This is a genomic window from Mesorhizobium waimense (assembly GCF_003601975.1).
Lineage (GTDB): Bacteria > Pseudomonadota > Alphaproteobacteria > Rhizobiales > Rhizobiaceae > Mesorhizobium > Mesorhizobium waimense.
The window spans coordinates 1-17,150 of the sequence record NZ_QZWZ01000006.1 but is presented as its reverse complement, the minus strand read 5'-3'; the positions used below and the strand labels follow the sequence as shown (position 1 = coordinate 17,150).

Sequence of the window (17,150 nt, the reverse complement as noted above, 5' to 3'; positions counted from 1 at the left end):
AACGTGTCCCCAACTAGACTTCGCTCCTCCTTGCTGATGGCGCCGGCGCTGGCCTGGCTGACCGCCCTGATGGTGGTGCCATGCGCGCTGGTACTGGCGCTCGCCTTCTTCCGGCGCGGCATCTATGGCGGCATCGAATACACCTTCACGCTGGAGAATTTCGGGCTGGTGTTCGACCCGCTCTATGCCGGCATCTTCCTCAATTCGGCGCGCATCGCCGGCACGGCCACGCTCATCGCCGTCATCATCGGCTATGCCGCCGCCTACGCCATATCGGCCGCCCCCCGCCGGCTGCAGCCAGTGTTCCTGTTTTTCGCCGTGCTGCCGTTCTGGTCCAACTACCTGATCCGCACCTATGCCTGGATCGTCCTGCTCAACCGCGAGGGCCTAATCACCCAGTTGTTGCGCTGGTTCGGCTACACCGGCGAGCCGCCGTCTATGCTCTACACCGAAGGCGCCGTCATTGCCGGCCTGGTCTACAACTACCTACCCTTCGTCATACTTGCCTGCTACGCGCCGCTGTCACGGCTCAACCCCGAACTTGCCGAGGCATCGCGCGACCTGGGCGCGTCCGCCCTCACCACATTTCGGCGGGTTATCCTGCCACTGACGGTGCCCGGCATCGCCGCCGGCGCGGTCTTCGTCTTCGTGCTATCTATCGGCAATTTCGTCACGCCGGCGCTGCTCGGCGGCGGCCGCTTCCAGATGATCGGCAATCTCGTCTACGACCAGTTCCTGACCGCCAACGACTGGCCCTTCGGCGCCGCGCTCGCCATGGCGCTGATTGCCATCATGCTGCTGGTGCTTATGACGCAGGCACTGCTCGCCGATCGCGCCGCCGGCCGTGCGGCCGAAGCCAAAGGCGGCGCCAATGGCTGAGCGTTCCCCCGGCACGCGGCGCGCGCTCTGGCTCGTGCTGTCGCTCGTCTTCGCCTTCCTCTACATCCCGATCGCCGTGCTGGTCGCGCTCTCCTTCAACGCAGGCGGACTGCCGACGGCATGGTCGGGCTTTTCGCTGAAATGGTATGCCTCGCTGGCCGGCAATGCGGCGATCCTGCAGGCTGCCCTCAACACGCTGATCGTGGCGCTGGTCTCGACCGTCATCGCCACACTGCTCGGCACGCTGCTGGCGATCGGCGTCGAGATGCGCCGGCAGTATGGCAAGGGCCTCGAGGCGTTGATCTTTGCGCCGATGATCATCCCCGACATCGTGCTGGCCATCGCGCTGCTCTCGTTCTTCTCGATGCTCAACCTCACCATGGGCCTGCACACCATCATCCTTGCCCATGTCGTCTTCAACCTCGCCTTCGTCTGCTCGGTGGTGCGCGCCCGGCTGAAGAGCTTTGACTGGTCGATCGTCGAGGCCTCGGCCGATCTCGGCGCCTCGGCGCTTACCACCTTCAGGCGCGTAACATTACCGGTTATCCTGCCGGCAGTGATCGCCGGCGCGCTGCTCGCCTTCACGCTCTCGGTCGACGAGTTCATCATCGCCTTCTTCACCGCTGGCGCCGGGCGCGCCTCGACCACGTTGCCGATGCAAATCTATGCGATGATCCGTTTCGGCATCACGCCCGAGATCAACGCACTGGCGACCATCGTCATGGCGGTCAGCATCACCGCGCTGACCCTGTCGCAGCGGCTCAACCGCGGGGTGATCGGCCAATGAGCGAACCGCGCACGCTGTTGGCCATCGATCATGTGTCGAAGAATTTCGGCCGGGTGACCGCCGTCGACGGCATTTCGCTCGACATCCGCGAGAACGAATTCTTCGCTCTGCTCGGACCCTCGGGCTGCGGCAAGACCACGCTGTTGCGCATGCTGGCCGGCTTCGAGACGCCCAATGACGGGCGCATCCTGCTCGACGGACGCGACATCGCACGGATCCCGCCCAACAAGCGGCCGGTCAATCTGATGTTCCAGTCCTATGCGCTGTTTCCGCATATGAGCGTCAGGGCCAATGTTTCCTACGGCCTGGAAATGGAGCGTTTGCCGGCAAAAGAAATCCGCTCCCGCGTCGACGCCATCCTGGCGACGACCGAACTTGTCCCCTTCGCCGACCGCAAGCCGGAGCAATTGTCGGGCGGCCAGAAGCAGCGCGTCGCGCTCGCCCGGGCGCTGGTGAAGCGGCCGCGCCTGCTGCTGCTCGACGAACCGCTCGGCGCGCTCGACAAGAAGCTGCGCGGCGCCATGCAGCTCGAACTGAAGCGCCTGCAGCACGAGGTCGGCATCACCTTCGTCATCGTCACCCATGACCAGGAGGAGTCGCTGGTGATGGCCGACCGCATGGCGGTGCTGAAGGATGGCCGGCTGCTGCAATGCGACACGCCACACGCGGTCTACGAACACCCAGCCGACCGCTTCGTCGCCGACTTCATCGGCGTGATGAATTTTGTGCCGGGCAAAGCGACCGCCGATGGCGTGCTGGCGGCCAACGGTGCACGGATCACCGGCAAGGCTCCCGCAACGCTTTCGCCTGGCGCATCCGCCGTCGCCGCGGTGCGGCCGGAACGTATCAGGCTATTCCCTGAGCCTCAGACGGCCAACCGGACTAGCGGCACGGTCGAAGCGCTGGCCTATCAGGGGCTCGACCTGCAGCTGCATATCCGCACCGCTCTCTCGCCAAAACCGTTCCTGGTGCGTGTCACCGCCGATGCCGCCGACCGTCGGCCGGTCGCGGCCGGCGACACAATCGAGCTCGGCTGGAACGCCGCCGATGTCAGAATTTTCGCAGAGTGATTGAAGGAGAAGCTTGATGGCGCAGAAGACGATCGCGTTTTTTCCCGAGGCGGCCTTTGGCCCGGCGCTCAATTCCGTCGGCATCGCCCAGGCGGTCGAAGCGCGCGGCCACAAGGCCGTGTTCCTGTCGGACCCCGGCTTCGTCGACGTCTACAAGGGCTACGGTTTCGAGGCGCACCCGGTGAACCTCTCCGAGCCGATGCCGCCGGAGCAGATGGCAAAATTCTGGGAGGATTTCATCAACGGCCACATCCCGAACTTCCGCAAATCGCCCTACGACCAGGTCGACAACTATGTGAAGGATTGCTGGACGGCGATCGTCGACAGCGCCAAGTGGGCGCAGAAGGATCTGCCGCGCGTGCTCACCGCCATCAAGCCCGATGTCATCTGCGTCGACAACGTCATCCTGTTCCCGGCGATCAAGCAGTACGGCAAGCCCTGGGTGCGCGTCATCTCCTGCTCGGAAAACGAGATCGAGGATGAAGGCATCCCGCCGCATCTCTCCGGCTGTGGCGAGAACGACCATGCCGGGCATCAGCGCTACCGCGATCATTTCAACGCAGTCATCAAGCCGATCCATGACGACTTCAACGCGTTCCTGACCGCCAACGGCGAAGCGCCCTACCCGATCGGCCAGTTCTTCGAAGCCTCGCCCTATCTCAACCTGCTGCTCTACCCGGAAGCAGCAAAGTTCAAGCGTCGCCATCCGCTCGATCCGGCAAAATTCCAGTATCTCGAAGGCTGCGTGCGGCAGGAAAAGCCCTACAGCGTGCCGACCTTCGCGAAAAACAATGACGGGCCGCTGCTCTATGTCTCCTTCGGCAGCCTGGGCGCCGGCGATGTCGACCTGCTGAAGCGCATCATCGCGGCGCTGGGGATGACCCGCTACCGCGCGCTGGTCAATGTCGGCGGCTACAAGGACCAGTATACGGACGTGCCCGGTAACGTCATCGTCGAGAGCTGGTTCCCGCAGCCTTCGGTCATCCCGCAGGTCGATGCGGTGATCCACCATGGCGGCAACAACTCGTTCACCGAGTGCCTCTATTTCGGCAAGCCGGCCATCATCATGCCCTATGTCTGGGACGGTCACGACAACGCCACCCGCGTCGGCGAGATCGGTTGCGGCTTTGGCATGCCGCGCTACGACTGGAGCGATGCCGAGCTGATCGCCAAGATCGAGACCTGCCTGACCGATCCGGCGATGAAGGCGAAGCTGGCGACGACATCGGCACAGATGCAGTCGCAGAACGGGCCGGAGAAAGCGGCTGGGTTGCTGGAGAAACTGCTATGACCTCCTCCGCACCCCATCTCCATCAGGCCTCGACCCGCACCGACCTCGTCGACTGGGGCGCGCAGCCGGATGCGCTGGAGAGCGCTTCGCACTCGACAGGCAGGCTGGTTCACAAGGGGCCGAACAACCAGCCGGAATCGGGCATCTGGGTCTGCACGCCAGGCCGCTGGCGACTGGCGATCCCGCGCGACGAATTGTGCCATTTCGTCGCCGGCCGCGCGACCTACAGGTCGGATGTCGGTGAAGTGATAGAAGTCTCCGCTGGAACCGTGGTCATGTTCCCTGCCGGCTGGACAGGCGAATGCAGCGTGCATGAGACCATTCGTAACGTCTACATGCTGGCCTGAACAGCAACGGGGAGCATCACGACATGTCGACACCGCATTGGCCGAACGCCGCCTCGGTAGCGCTGGACGACTGGGGCGAAAGCGCATCGCCAATCGCCGGCTCGCCGCGCGCATCGGGCAAGATCCTGTTCCAGCACCCGAATGGGTCGAGCGAATGCGGCCTTTGGTCATGCACGCCCGGCACGCGCCACATTACCTTCGCTGCCGACGAGTTCTGCCATTTCCTGTCCGGGCGCGGCAGCTATGTTCGCGACAACGGCGAGCAGATACCGGTCGAGGCCGGCACGCTGGTGTTCTTCCCCGCCGGCTGGACCGGCACCTCCATCATCACCGAAACGCTGACCAAGGCCTTCATGTGCCGGTGAGCACCGAAGCACTTTCAAGGACAATCGAAATGACAACGCCGATCATGCAATCTCCGCTTGCCATCACCGACCTCGTCGATTGGGGCGTCATCCCGACGATGATCGAAGGCGAATCCCACACTTCGGGCAAGCTGCTCTACAAGGGGCCGGAAGGCCGCTCCGAATGCGGCCTGTGGGTGTGCACTCCGGGCAAATGGCACTGCCACGTCACCCGCGACGAGTTCTGCCACTTCCTCGAGGGGCGTTGCACCTATGTGCACGAATCCGGCGAGGTCATCGAGATCGAGCCGGACACGGCGGCCTTCTTCCCGCAGGACTGGAAGGGCGTCTGCACCGTCCATGAGACGATCAAGAAGGTCTACATGATCCGCTGAGCGGGCCTGAAAGGACGACCATGGATTTCTCCGCTGACCGGCCGGCTTTCTTCGTCAATCCGGATTACCGGCCGATGGCCGGCGCGAACAAACCGGTGATCGATCCGGCGACGCTCGAAACCGTCGGCGCCATTGCCGCCGTTGCCGAGGGCGAGATCGACGCCGCGCTCAGCGCAGCGACGCAAGCGCAAGCCGCGTGGAAAAAACTCGACGCCAAGAGCCGCGCCAGGCATTTGCATGCCGTCGCCAACGCCATCGAGGCGGCCGACTTCACCCGCTGCGCCGAGCTGATGGTGCGCGAGATGGGCAAACCCTATCCCGAAGCCATCGGCGAGATCGCCAATTGCGCGCCGATCTTCCGCTACTATGCCGAGATGGCGCGCGACGATGCCGGCAAGGTGGCCGGCACGACGCAGGCCGGCTCGTTCCAATATGCACGCTTCGAGCCCTATGGCGTGTCGGTCCACATCATGCCCTACAATTTTCCGATCCTGCTGATGTGCTGGACCGTCGCCGCATCGCTCGCCGCCGGCAACGCCTGCATCATCAAGCCGGCCGAAGCGACGACGCTGTCGACGCTCGACTACATGACCGTGTTCCGCTCGCTGCCCAAGGGCCTCGTCTCCTGCCTGCCCGGCGGTGCCGCCACCGCACAGGCGCTGATCACCTCCGACCGCACCCACGCCGTCGCCTTCACCGGCTCGGTCGCAGCCGGCAAGGCGGTGGCGGTGGCCTGCGCGGAGCGCATGAAGCCTTGTGTCATCGAGGCAGGCGGCAGCGATCCGCTGATCATCAGCGAACACGCCCCGCTCGACGTGGCGGCCGCTGGCAGCGTCACCGCCGCCTTCCACCTCACCGGCCAGGTCTGCACCTCGGCCGAGCGCTTTTTTGTCGTCGATTCCGTGCATGACCGCTTCGTCGAACTGTTCGCCGAAAGGACCCGGGCGCTGCGCATCGGCAACGGGCTGGACAAGACCGAGATCGGGCCGCTGGTCAGCGAGGCGGCGCGGGCGAAGGTCATGCGCCTTGTCGACGATGCCATCCGCTGCGGCGCCAAAGCGGTAACTGGCGGGCGCATTCCGCCGGCGCACAATGTCGGCTGGTTCTACGAGCCGACGATCCTAACCGGCGTCACACCGGACATGACGATCGTGCGCGAAGAGTGTTTCGGACCGGTCGCAGCGATCTGCCGGGTGAAGGATTTCGACGAGGCGATCAGGCTTGCCAATGACAGCCCGTTCGGGCTCGGCGCCTCGGTGTTCACCACCGACCTTGCCGAAGCGCATGAAGCCGCCGAACGGCTCGAAGCCGGAATGGTCTGGGTCAACAACCCGTTGATCGACAATGACGCCCTGCCCTTCGGCGGCTGGAAGGCTTCGGGCCTCGGCCGTGAACTCGGCCGCCAGGGGCTCGACGCCTTCCGCCGCTCCAAGATGGTCATCATCGACCACAAGCCCGAGATCCAGGGCTGGTGGTATCCCTATCCCGACAGCTGGTTCCGCGAGACCGGCGGCCGCAAACACGTGTGAGGTGACCGGCGCGCAAGCACGGCTCAGCCGATGCTTTCGCCGCCGTCGACCACCAGCGCCTGGCCGGTCATGAAGGACGAGCGATCCGAGACCAGGAACAGGATCGCTTCAGCGATCTCTTCCGCGCTCGCCCAGCGCCCCATCGGGATCTTTGTCCGCACATAGCGCTCGATCGCCTCGCGCCCACCCATCTGGGCGATGAACGGCTCGTTGAACGGCGTGTCGACCCAGCCCGGGCAGAGCGCGTTGACGCGGACATTGTGCCTTGCATAGTCGAGCGACATCTGCCTGGTCATCGCCACCACGGCATGCTTCGAGGTGGCATAGGCGATCATCTTGCGGTCGTAGAACACGCCGGAATTGGAAGCGGTGTTGAGGATGACGCCGCCGCCCTGCGCGATCATCGACGGCATGACGGTCCTGGCTGCGAGGAACTGCGCTCGCACATTGATGCGCCAGGACGCATCCATGCCGTCGGTACCGACTTCGGTCAGCATGCCGCCGACCTGGATGCCGGCATGGTTGTGCAATATGTCGATGCGACCGTGCCTGTCCAGTGTGCCGTTGATCAGCTGCTCGACTGCCTTATCGTCGTCGACATCGGTCGCCACAGCCTCGGCTCGGCCGCCTGCAGCGCGGACGGCACAAGCCGTTGCTTCGCCGGCTGACTTGTCCCTGTCGGCGATCACCACCACCGCCCCTTCCCGGCCCATGATCATGGCGCCGGCGCGCCCGATGCCCGACCCGGCGCCCGTCACCACGGCGATGCGATCTCTCAGAATCATGATCCGCCTTTCAGTGTTTTCTTCGGCGCAATTGCCACTGGGCAAGCACTACGAGCAGGACCGAGGCGACGAGCACGATCGTCGCGATGGCGTTGATCTCCGGCGTCACTCCGCGCCGGATCGAGGCGAAGACATAGATCGGCAAGGTCGTCTGCGCGCCCGCGACGAAGAAGGCGACGATGAAATCGTCGAACGAGAAGGTGAAGGCGAGCAGGAAGCCGGCGATAACCGCCGGCATGATCTGCGGCAGCACGATCGAGCGGAACGTCGTCAGCGGCGTGGCATAGAGATCGCTCGATGCCTCAACCAGGTTGCGGTCGAGGCTGCCAAGCCGCGTGCCGACGATCATCGCCACCAGCGCCATCGAAAACAGGCCGTGCGCGGCGATGATCGAGCCGTAGCCAAGCGCCAGGCGTGGCGGCTTGTCGTTTGGCCACAGCTCGGCGAGGAACGGATTGAGGACCCCGAACAACTGGACGAGCGCCACCAGCGTCGAGATGCCGATGACGACACCTGGCACGACGATCGCCGCACCCAGCAGCGCGTCGAAGACGGCGCGGGTCCGCGCGCCGACCCGTTGCAGGCCAAGTGCTGCCGCCGTGCCGCACAGCGCCGCCAGCAGGGCGCTGGTGGTGGCGATGAACAGGCTGTTCTTCAGCGCTTCGACCAGGAACGGGTTTGACAGCGCCTTGCCGTACCATTGCACGGAGAAGCCGGTGAGTTCGCTGGCGTGGTGGCCGGCGTTGAACGAGAACAAGACCACCAACGCGATCGGCAGATAGAGGAAGGCAAACACCGCAACGACAAAAGCGCGCATCAGATCAGGTCCACCCGGCGCGCGCCCGAAAGCCGGGTCGAGATGCGGTTGGCGGCAATCAACACAACCACAGAAACCAGGACCAGCGTGATGGCGATGGCCGATCCGAACGGCCAGTTGCGCGACTGCAGGAACAGGTCGACCAGAGCGTTGCCTATGAAGAACACCTTGCCGCCACCAAGTAGCGTCGGGATCAGATATTCGCCGAGCAGCAAGATCATCACCAGCGAGAAGCCGGTCATCACGCCTGGCAGCGACAACCTGAGCGTCACGCCGAGGAAGGTCGACAGCGGCGTAGCACCCAGATCGGCGGAGGCCTCCAGCAGCCGGCGGTCGAGCCGTTCGAGGCTGACATAGATCGGCAGGATCATCAGCGGCAGATAGCCATAGACGATGCCGAGCAGCACGGCGCCCGGCGTGTTGATCAACCTGACGTCCTCGATGCCGACAAGCGCAAGCAGCGCCGGAATGCCGCGCCCGCCCAGCACATACATCCAGGCATAGGTGCGCATCAGAAGGCTGGTCCAGAACGGGATGACGACCAGCGCCAGCAGGATCAGCCGCCAGCGCTCCGGCGCCTTCAAGGCGAGGTAGTAGGCGACCGGATAGGCAACGAGCAGACAGGCAAGCGCGCCGACGGGCGCCAGCACCATCGTGTTCCAGAATGCGGTCGCCCGCGCCGGAAGATTGGCATATTGCGCCAGCGTGAAAGCGGCCTGGTAGCCGCCTTCCGGCGCCCGCTCGCCGACGCTGAAGATGGCAATGGCGACGAACGGCAGCACCAGGAACACCACCAGCCACAGCGTCGCCGGAGCGAGCAGCAGCGCGGTCAGGAGATTTTTGCGAAGGAGATTGCCGCGCATCGAAAAAGCCGCTTCAGGGCCGACGGACATTTGCCCGCCGGTCGCATTGTCTGGATCGGGTTTGTGGTCGGCCCGGCTCAAGCCGACTTGAAGCGCGCCATCAATTCGGCGCGCCCCGGATCGGTGAGCGTTGCAGCCGCACCGAATTCGAGCGGCGTCAGCAGGTCCGCCGCCGGGTAGAGGATCGGATTGTCCAGCACCTCCTTCGGCAGCAGCGCGTTGACCCGAGCATCGGTCGACGGCGCGCCATTGGCCAGGTGCTCTTTCACCGCCACCTTCGGGTTCATCAGATAGTTGAGCAGCGCATAGCCGGCCGGCTTGTTCGGCGCATCCTTAGGGATGGCGTAGAAGTCGGTCCAGATCTCGCCGCCTTCCTTGCCCAGCACATAGGCGATCTCCGGGATGCCGCGATTGAGCTGTGCTCCGTCATTGGTCCAGCACATCGTCATCCAGGCATCGCCGGCCCGCATCGACGGCTGATAATCGCTGGACACGGCGAAAAGGTGCGGCTTGACCTTGAGCAGCAATTCCTCGGCCTTGGCGAGTTCGTCCGGCTTCAGCGAGTTGAACGAGTAGCCATAATATTTCAGCGCATTGCCGATCGTGGTCAGCTGGTAGTCGTGCACCATGGTGCGGCCGTCGCCTTCCGCCATGGCCGTGTCCCAGAACTCCTTCCAGCTGGTCATCGGCTTGGTCAGCTTCTTGGTGTTGATGGAAAATCCCGTCGTGCCCCAGTTCTTCGGCACCGCGTAGGTCACGCCGTCGATCGTGCCTTCCGAGGTGAAGCGCGGGTCTTCCTGGGTGCCGTCGAAATTGGCGAGCTTGGCCATGTCGAGCGCTTCGATGATGCCGAGCTTCTTGTAGGTCGAGATCGTGTAGTTGGTCGGCACGAACAGGCTCCAGCCGGAAGCGCCGGCCTGCAGCTTGGCCAGCATCTCCTCGTTCGAGCCGAAGACGTTGACCTCCACGGCGACGCCCGTCTCGGCCTTGAAGCTCTCGAAGGTCGCCGGGTCGTGATAATTCGGCCAGGTGGCGATCGACATGCGGTCGCCGAGATTTTCCGCTGCGTATGCCGGCGTCGGCATGATGCCGAGTTCGCGCGCCATTACCGCCGTTGCAACCCCGAGCCCGGTGAGGCCTAGGAATTCGCGGCGGCCGATCGAGCCGCGCTTCAGGCGCATCAGTTGATCGACGAATTTCTCCGGGCTTATCGGCAGTCCGTCACGATAGGATTTCGACATGTTGGTTTTCCCTCTGGTTGGTCCCGTTGTTCTTGGGGTCCGGAAACGCCAGCGGCGTTCCGGCGGCAAAGCCGATGGCGACGGGTTCACCCGGCTTGAAGAGATTGCCCTGGCCGATCAGGTGGTCGGCCTTGGCGAGCAGCGTTCCGATGCCCTGGACCTCGATCGCGTATTCCGCCGTCGAGCCTAGGAAGATGCGGTTGCGCACGATGCCCGTAAGACGGCCGCTTCCCGGCGCACCGAGGCTGAGCGATTCCGGGCGCAGGCTGACCGACACGGTGTCACCTCGGCTGAGCGGCACCCGCTTGCGCGCGGCAATCACAGTGCCGTTGGCAAGCGTCACGTCGACAAGTTCACCCGAATGTCCCGCGACCTTGCCGCTCAAAAGATTGGTCTTGCCGACGAAGTCGGCGACGAAGAGATCGGCCGGCTCGTCATAGATCTCGCTCGGCTGGCCGAGCTGGACGATGCGCCCGCCATTCATGACGCAGACGAAATCGCTCATCGACAGCGCTTCCTCCTGGTCGTGGGTGACGAGCACGAAAGTGATGCCGATTTCGCGCTGCAGGTTCTGCAGCTCGATCTGCATGTCGGTACGCAGCTTCTTATCGAGCGCCGCCAGCGGCTCGTCGAGCAAAAGCACCGCCGGCTTGTTGACCAGCGCTCGTGCCAACGCAACGCGCTGCTGCTGGCCGCCGGAAAGCTCGTGGATCTTGCGGCGGCCGTAGCCGGCCAGCCGCACCATAGCCAGCGCCTCGCCTGCCCTTGAGGTGATCTCGCGCGCCGACAGCCGTGGCCTCGCCTGGCGCAGCCCGTAGGCAATGTTGTCCTCGACATCGAGATGCGGGAACAGCGCATATTGCTGGAACACCATGTTGACAGGCCGCCGATAGGGCGGCGTGCCGGCCATGTCGCGGCCGCGGATCAGCACCTGGCCTTCGCTCGGCTGTTCGAAACCGCCGATCATGCGCAGGCACGTCGTCTTGCCGCAGCCCGACGGCCCGAGCAGCGCGACGAAGGCCGACGGCGGGATGGCGAGGTCGATGCCGCTGACCGCCGTCACGGCGCCATAGCGCTTGGTGACCGCGCGAAACTCGATATCTGGCACTGCAGTCAAAGGCGAGGGCTCCAGCAGCGAGATGATTTCGAAACGCTACCAGAGCCAATGGCGGCTAGTATATACCTCGCTGGTGGTATACTCAGCCTATTTTATCGTTTCGAGGGGTATGGATTGGGCGTTTCCCGCAGCGATGAATACAACGGGCTCGCCGCCGTCGTCGCGGCGACGCGCGAGACGGCCGGCGACCATTTCGGCAGGGCCATGGTCGGCTGGCTGCGCGGCCACGTCGGCTTCGATCACTGCGTGGCCTTCGGCTATCGCGGTGCTTCGCGCCCGCCGCTGCTGTTCGAGACATTCTCGCCGGCCGAGAGCCACGTCTTCGTCGCGCTTTATCAGGAAGGGCCGTATCTGCTCGACCCGTTCCACCACGCGGCGGTTGAGCGGAAGGAAGGTTTCTGGCGGATGCGGGAACTCGCGCCGGACCGCTTCTATGCCAGCGAATATTATCGCTCCTACTACAGCCAGACCAGGCTTGCCGAGGAGGTCGGCTTCTTCGTGCCGCTGCCGGGCAAGGACGCGCTGGTGCTGTCGCTGATGCGGTTGCGCGCTTCGGGTCCGTTCGGAACCGCCGACGCCAGGCTGCTGCGCGACATGGCCCCTGCGGTGATCAGCCTCGCCAGGCTGCGCTGGCCTGGTTTGCCGGCTGACGAAGCGGCCGTGACGCCGCGCGATGAGTACGCTGCGGTCGCCAGCGACTTCGATCGCGCCCATATCTGGAAAAGCCTGTCGCTGACCTCACGCGAAAAGCAGGTCGTCGACCTGGTGCTGCAGGGCCACTCCACGGAATCGATCGCCAGGGCGCTGCGGATCGTGCCAGGAACCGTAAAGGTCCACCGCCGCAACATCTACCGCAAGCTCAAAATCAAGTCGCAGGCCGGCCTCTTCGCCCGCTTCGTCGAGATCATCGACGCGCAGATCGGCTAGGCCGACAGGCTGACGTTCCCCGTCGACCAGTGGCCCAAGCCCGGCCGCAACTGGGGACGCGGCGATCACGCGGCTTGCGGCATCGCGGCTGAACCGTCTATCGTGTGATTGAAAAACCGCCGGCTTCGGCCCCGCGCCGCGTTCGGCCCAATATCCTAGCGGCAAAGACAGCCAGCTGCGTAGATTTCAGAACGAATGAAGTAGCGCATTGCCAATGGCCGACAAGACACAATTCGGATTGACCGCTGTCGACACCGTCCCCCTGCATGAGAAAGTCTATTTGGAGCTCGTGCGGGCGTTGATGTCGGGTCAGTTCGTGCCCGGCCAGAAGCTGACCTCGCGCAAGCTCGCCAAGGAGCTCGGGACCAGCGACATGCCGGTGCGCAGCGCCTTCATGCGGCTGCAGGCGCTGCGCGCGCTGAGCCCGATGCCGAATGGCAGCGTCGAAGTGCCGATCATCTCTGCCGAGCGGTTCTCCCAGCTGACCGCTGTGCGAACGATCCTGGAAGGCTCGGCGACCGAGCTGGCGACAAAGCTCATCAACGGCAACAATCTGCGGGCCATCCGGCGCCACTGCGCCGAACTGACCATGGCGGCGCGCAAGGGGGATATCGACGACTATCTCAGGAAGAACTACGCCTTCAAGTTCTCCATTTACCGCCACTGCGGCAACGAGCAGATGATCTTCCTGATCGAGACGGTGTGGATGCAGGTCGGCCCTTTTCTCAGGAACCTCGGCATGGGATTCGAGGACGACCTCGCCTCCATTCTCGACATCGACTACCACGAGGAGGTCGTGGCGGCGATCGAGGCCCAGGACGCGGAGCGCGCACGCGCTGCCATCATGCGCGACATCGACGAAGGCGCAGCGCATATCCTGCGACAGGCCAAGTTTCCGGAAATTCGGAACTAGTCGGAACTAGAAAGGGATCCAGGCCGGAGGAACCGGCGGCTCAAATGCCGCTTGGCTTTGCTCCGGCTTACCTCTATGTTGCGATCGCAGATCGCACAATTGGTTTTGAGATGCCGCCCGACATCCCGGCTAGTGAATTGAAAAAATGAAGGAAACGCCGTCGGCCAAAGCCGAGGCCGCCTTCAGAAACTCACGAGCTATTTTTAACAGGGATATCGTGGCTCCAGGCTACGGCACCTTCAAGAACCAAGAGGTTTGAAATTGGGCGATGCAATTGCGGACGTTTTGAACTGGCTTGAAAGCAGAAACGACATCCAGAGCCTGAGGGCCGCGGTGTGTGACCTCAACGGTATCATGCGCGGCAAGCGCATTCCCGTCGAGCAGGCGCGCAAGGCGCTGGAGGGCAAGCTGCGCATGCCCTTTTCGCTGATCGGCCTCGACGTCTGGGGCGAGGACATCGAAGGCAACGCGCTGGTTTTCTCGACCGGCGATGCCTATGGCCTCTGCCAGTGGACCGGACGCGGCATCCTGCCGGTCAACTGGACCGCACATCCGACAGCGCTTGTCCCGCTCTGGCTTGCCGACGAGAACGGCACGCCCTATCTCGGCGACCCGCGGCGGGCGCTTGCCCGCATCCTCGACCGCTACAAGGCGCTCGGCCTGACGCCGGTCGCGGCAACGGAGCTGGAGTTCTACCTCGTCGACCCGCAGTCACAACGACCGGTCGGGCCCGTCTCGCCGGTGACCGGGCGCCGCCTCGATTCCGATGCAGCCCTTTCGATCGACGAGATCGACGACTTCGAGGCTTTCATCCACGACGTCTATGATGCCTGCCGTATGCAAGGCATTCCCGTCGACACCGCGATCGCCGAGAACGGCGTCGGTCAGTTCGAAATCAATCTGAACCATGTCGCCGATGCCCTGCGCGCCGCCGACGATGCGGTGCTGTTCAAGCGCACCGTCAAGGGCATCGCCCGCAAGCATGGCTTTGCCGCCTGCTTCATGGCCAAGCCTTATGGCGACCGTGCCGGCAACGGCTTTCATGTCCATTTCAGCCTGATCGACACCGATGGCCGCAACATCTTCGACGACGGCAGCGACCAGGGATCCGAGATTATGCGCCATGCCGTAGGCGGTCTACTTGCGGCCATGGCCGAGAGCACGCTGGTGTTTGCCCCGCACTTCAATTCCTACCGCAGGCTGCGTCCGCGGTCCTACGCTCCGACCGCGGTCGCCTGGGGCTACGAGAACCGCATGGTGGCGATCCGCATTCCCGGCGGACCGTCGGCCGCGCGCCGCATCGAGCATCGCGTTTCAGGCGCCGACGCCAATCCCTACCTGGTGCTGGCCGCCATCCTCGGCGCGGCGCTGGTCGGCATCGAAAGAGAACTGTCGCCCGGCGACCCGACCCGTGGCGAAGGGCAAGGCGGCCAGCCGGCCAGGCTGCCGCCGGACTGGGCCTCGGCCATCGCCAGCTTCGAGAGCGGGCCGCATGTCGCGGAGATCTTCCCGGCGATCCTGCGCGACTCCTTCATCGCCTGCAAACGCCAGGAACTGAACACCTTCGCGCTCAATGTCAGCGACTTCGAACTCGAGACCTATCTGGAAAGCGTCTGATCAGCACCGCGGCAAGGAAGCTTGGCGGCGGCGCCAACTCTGTCAGCGCGCCGCCCAAGCCAGGCCGCGACGAAGAATGGTCCGCATTTGCGGCACCTCGAATTCCGCGGCCGCGTGCCCGAGCGACGAATAGAACACCTTGCCCTGACCGTGCCGGCGCTTCCACACCACCGGCATGACGACGCCGCCGATCCAGGGCGCATGGTCGCCGGAAAAGGTGGTGGTCGCCAGCACCTCGTTCGCCGGATCGACATGCATGTAGTACTGCTCCGAGCGGTACGAAAAGTCGTCGATGCCGCTCATGATCGGATCGTTGCGCCTGGTGACGTTCACCCGGTAGTCGATGATGTTGCCGGGGTGCGCGACCCATTGGCCGCCGCACATGAACTGGTAGTCCGTCGATTCACGAAATGCGTCGCCCATGCCGCCATGGTAGCCGCCGAGGCCGACGCCGCCTTCCACCGCCTTCGTCAAGTTGCGTTCCTCGTCTTTGGTGAGCTTGGACATCGTGTAGATCGGCACGATCAGGCTCAATTCGGCGAGCGCCGGGTCGGCGAATGCAGCAGTCGTGGTTTCGACGCGCACGCCAAAGCCTTCCTCCTCGAGCAGCGCCTTGACGGCACGCGCCCCTTGGCCCGGCTCGTGTCCTTCCCAGCCGCCCCATACGATCAGCGCTTGCCGCATAGTCATCTCCGTCAACTCAGCCCTGCGGCCGGACCTGTGGCATGGCGGCGGCGAGCGACCGCTCGAATGCATCGACCAGCGTATCGACCTGGGCCTCGGTAATGATCAGCGGCGGGCAGAAGGCGATCGCGTCGCCCATGTTGCGCGAGATGACGCCATTCTGCTGCAGCAATCCGTTGACCAGTGCGCCAAGCGCGCCGGGCTTCTCCCACGGCGCCTTACCGGCCTTGTCGGCGACCAGCTCAACGGCGGCGATCAGACCGACGCCGCGCACCTCGCCCACGAGCGGATGCGAAGCGAGCCTGCGCAACCGGGCCTGCAGATGCGCACCGACCGTGCGTGCATTGCCGACAAGGTCGCGCTCGTCGATCAGCTTGAGATTCTCCAGCGCCACGGCCGCGGCGACAGGATGCCCGCCGCCCGTGAAACCATGCCCGAACGTGCCGATGCGGTCGCTCTCGTCCGCGATCGGCTCGAACACCTTCTCATTGATGAGCAGGGCCGAGATCGGCAGGTAGGACGAAGAGATCTGCTTGGACAGCACCATGATGTCGGGCCCGATGCCGAAGGTCTGTGAGCCGAACATCTCGCCTGTCCGGCCAAAGCCGCAGATGACCTCGTCGGCCACGAGCAGGATGTCGTATTTCGACAGCACCGCCTGGATCTTCTCCCAGTAGCCGGCAGGCGGAACGATGACGCCGCCGGCGCCCATGATCGGCTCGCCGAAGAAGGCGGCGATGGTCTCCGGTCCCTCGGCAAGGATCAGCTTCTCGAGATCCTCGGCAAGACGGCTCGAGAACTGTTCTTCGCTTTCGCCCGGCGCGGCCTCGCGCCAGTAATGCGGCGTCGATGTGTGGAGCACGTTTGCGATCGGCAGGTCGAATGACAGATGGTTGTTGGGCAGCCCGGTCAGGCTTGCCGCGGCAATCGTCACGCCGTGATAGCCGCGTTTGCGGCTGATGATCTTCTTGCGCGCCGGCTGGCCGAGCGCATTCGACCGGTACCAGATCATCTTCATGGCCGTGTCGTTAGCTTCGGAGCCCGAATTGGTGAAATACGCCTTGCTCATCGGGACCGGCGCCATCTGGACCAGCTTTTCAGCCAGGTCGACCAGCGGCGAATGCGATTTCGAACCGAAGTCGTGATAATAAGGCAGCTTCGACATCTGCCGGGTCGCGGCGTCGACCAGCCGCTTTTCCGAGAAGCCGACGGCCACGCTCCACAAGCCCGCCATCGCTTCGATGTAGCGATTGCCGGCCACGTCCTCGACATAGATGCCATCGCCCTTTTCGATGATGAGCGGGCCCGATTCCTGGTGTTTGCGGGCGTTGGTATAGCCATGCAGATGGTAGCGTATGTCACGAGCTTCAGGGGAATTGGGTCTGGTGTCCATGATGGCTCCTGTCTGCACGGTTCTTAGAAAGTCTGGTTGTAGGCGCCGACTTCGGGGCTGCGGCGCAGCACGGCGTCGACGGCCTCGAACATCTGCCGCCGCCGCTCCGACGATACAGGGCTTTCTACCACCACGACCAGCTCAGGCTTGT

Annotated in this window: 18 protein-coding genes; 11 read left to right on the top strand and 7 right to left on the bottom strand. The window is 64.1% G+C overall.

Translation table 11 applies throughout. From position 1 onward, the window contains the following. Window positions 1-36 precede the first annotated feature (36 nt). The 8 genes from D3227_RS09450 to D3227_RS09415 are packed head-to-tail and all read left to right on the top strand — an operon-like array spanning window position 37 to window position 6,642. The gene (locus D3227_RS09450) at window positions 37-879 is read left to right on the top strand and encodes an ABC transporter permease (protein WP_120013859.1); all 843 of its coding nucleotides are present in this window, start codon (window positions 37-39) and stop codon (window positions 877-879) included. Then, on the top strand, window positions 872-1,666 hold the full coding sequence (locus D3227_RS09445; protein WP_120014070.1) for an ABC transporter permease: 795 nt from the start codon (window positions 872-874) through the stop codon (window positions 1,664-1,666). The genes D3227_RS09450 and D3227_RS09445 overlap by 8 nt, the downstream gene beginning before the upstream one ends. Then, the gene (locus D3227_RS09440) at window positions 1,663-2,736 is read left to right on the top strand and encodes an ABC transporter ATP-binding protein (protein ID WP_120013858.1); all 1,074 of its coding nucleotides are present in this window, start codon (window positions 1,663-1,665) and stop codon (window positions 2,734-2,736) included. The genes D3227_RS09445 and D3227_RS09440 overlap by 4 nt, the downstream gene beginning before the upstream one ends. 16 nt (window positions 2,737-2,752) lie before the next feature. Next, on the top strand, window positions 2,753-4,027 hold the full coding sequence (locus tag D3227_RS09435; RefSeq protein ID WP_120013857.1) for a glycosyltransferase: 1,275 nt from the start codon (window positions 2,753-2,755) through the stop codon (window positions 4,025-4,027). Continuing rightward, entirely contained in the window at window positions 4,024-4,374 is a 351-nt protein-coding gene (locus tag D3227_RS09430; RefSeq protein WP_120013856.1) for a cupin domain-containing protein, read from the top strand. The genes D3227_RS09435 and D3227_RS09430 overlap by 4 nt, the downstream gene beginning before the upstream one ends. A gap of 23 nt (window positions 4,375-4,397) precedes the next feature. Further along, on the top strand, window positions 4,398-4,739 hold the full coding sequence (locus tag D3227_RS09425; RefSeq protein WP_120013855.1) for a cupin domain-containing protein: 342 nt from the start codon (window positions 4,398-4,400) through the stop codon (window positions 4,737-4,739). 29 nt (window positions 4,740-4,768) lie between these two features. Further along, the gene (locus D3227_RS09420; RefSeq protein WP_027059488.1) at window positions 4,769-5,113 is read left to right on the top strand and encodes a cupin domain-containing protein; all 345 of its coding nucleotides are present in this window, start codon (window positions 4,769-4,771) and stop codon (window positions 5,111-5,113) included. 20 nt (window positions 5,114-5,133) lie between these two features. Then, window positions 5,134-6,642, top strand: coding sequence for an aldehyde dehydrogenase family protein (locus D3227_RS09415; protein ID WP_120013854.1), 1,509 nt, complete (start codon window positions 5,134-5,136; stop codon window positions 6,640-6,642). Window positions 6,643-6,665: 23 nt separating this feature from the next. On the opposite strand, the gene D3227_RS09410 is transcribed toward D3227_RS09415, so the two are convergent. Genes D3227_RS09410 through D3227_RS09390 form a run of 5 tightly spaced genes read right to left on the bottom strand, consistent with a single transcriptional unit; the run spans window position 6,666 to window position 11,465 of the window. After that, window positions 6,666-7,427, bottom strand: a complete 762-nt coding sequence (locus D3227_RS09410; protein WP_120013853.1) for an SDR family NAD(P)-dependent oxidoreductase — start codon at window positions 7,425-7,427, stop codon at window positions 6,666-6,668. 10 nt (window positions 7,428-7,437) lie between these two features. Then, a complete protein-coding gene (locus D3227_RS09405) occupies window positions 7,438-8,244 on the bottom strand; it encodes an ABC transporter permease (RefSeq protein ID WP_120013852.1) in 807 nt (268 codons plus the stop codon). Further along, the gene (locus D3227_RS09400) at window positions 8,244-9,137 is read right to left on the bottom strand and encodes an ABC transporter permease (RefSeq protein WP_245451715.1); all 894 of its coding nucleotides are present in this window, start codon (window positions 9,135-9,137) and stop codon (window positions 8,244-8,246) included. Before D3227_RS09400 ends, D3227_RS09405 begins: the two co-directional genes overlap by 1 nt. Window positions 9,138-9,184: 47 nt before the next feature. Then, a complete protein-coding gene (locus tag D3227_RS09395) occupies window positions 9,185-10,348 on the bottom strand; it encodes an ABC transporter substrate-binding protein (protein ID WP_120013851.1) in 1,164 nt (387 codons plus the stop codon). Then, window positions 10,329-11,465 (bottom strand): ABC transporter ATP-binding protein, encoded by a 1,137-nt coding sequence (locus D3227_RS09390; RefSeq protein WP_120013850.1) that lies wholly within the window; start codon window positions 11,463-11,465, stop codon window positions 10,329-10,331. The genes D3227_RS09395 and D3227_RS09390 overlap by 20 nt, the downstream gene beginning before the upstream one ends. A 114-nt stretch (window positions 11,466-11,579) precedes the next feature. On the opposite strand from D3227_RS09390, the gene D3227_RS09385 reads away from it, so the two are divergent. The 3 genes from D3227_RS09385 to D3227_RS09375 all read left to right on the top strand — a co-directional run bounded on the left by D3227_RS09385 (window position 11,580) and on the right by D3227_RS09375 (window position 14,922). Continuing rightward, a complete protein-coding gene (locus tag D3227_RS09385; RefSeq protein WP_245451714.1) occupies window positions 11,580-12,392 on the top strand; it encodes a LuxR C-terminal-related transcriptional regulator in 813 nt (270 codons plus the stop codon). Window positions 12,393-12,606: 214 nt separating this feature from the next. Beyond that, the gene (locus tag D3227_RS09380; RefSeq protein ID WP_120013848.1) at window positions 12,607-13,305 is read left to right on the top strand and encodes a GntR family transcriptional regulator; all 699 of its coding nucleotides are present in this window, start codon (window positions 12,607-12,609) and stop codon (window positions 13,303-13,305) included. 261 nt (window positions 13,306-13,566) lie between these two features. Continuing rightward, window positions 13,567-14,922, top strand: coding sequence for a glutamine synthetase family protein (locus D3227_RS09375; RefSeq protein ID WP_120013847.1), 1,356 nt, complete (start codon window positions 13,567-13,569; stop codon window positions 14,920-14,922). A 42-nt stretch (window positions 14,923-14,964) separates the two neighbouring features. On the opposite strand, the gene D3227_RS09370 is transcribed toward D3227_RS09375, so the two are convergent. Both D3227_RS09370 and D3227_RS09365 read right to left on the bottom strand, forming a co-directional pair. Beyond that, window positions 14,965-15,606 carry a ThuA domain-containing protein gene (locus tag D3227_RS09370; RefSeq protein ID WP_120014068.1) on the bottom strand — a complete coding sequence of 214 codons (642 nt, stop codon included), beginning with the start codon at window positions 15,604-15,606 and terminating at the stop codon, window positions 14,965-14,967. Window positions 15,607-15,622: 16 nt separating this feature from the next. Then, window positions 15,623-16,999 carry an aspartate aminotransferase family protein gene (locus tag D3227_RS09365; RefSeq protein ID WP_120013846.1) on the bottom strand — a complete coding sequence of 459 codons (1,377 nt, stop codon included), beginning with the start codon at window positions 16,997-16,999 and terminating at the stop codon, window positions 15,623-15,625. Between the last annotated feature and the right edge of the window lie 151 nt (window positions 17,000-17,150).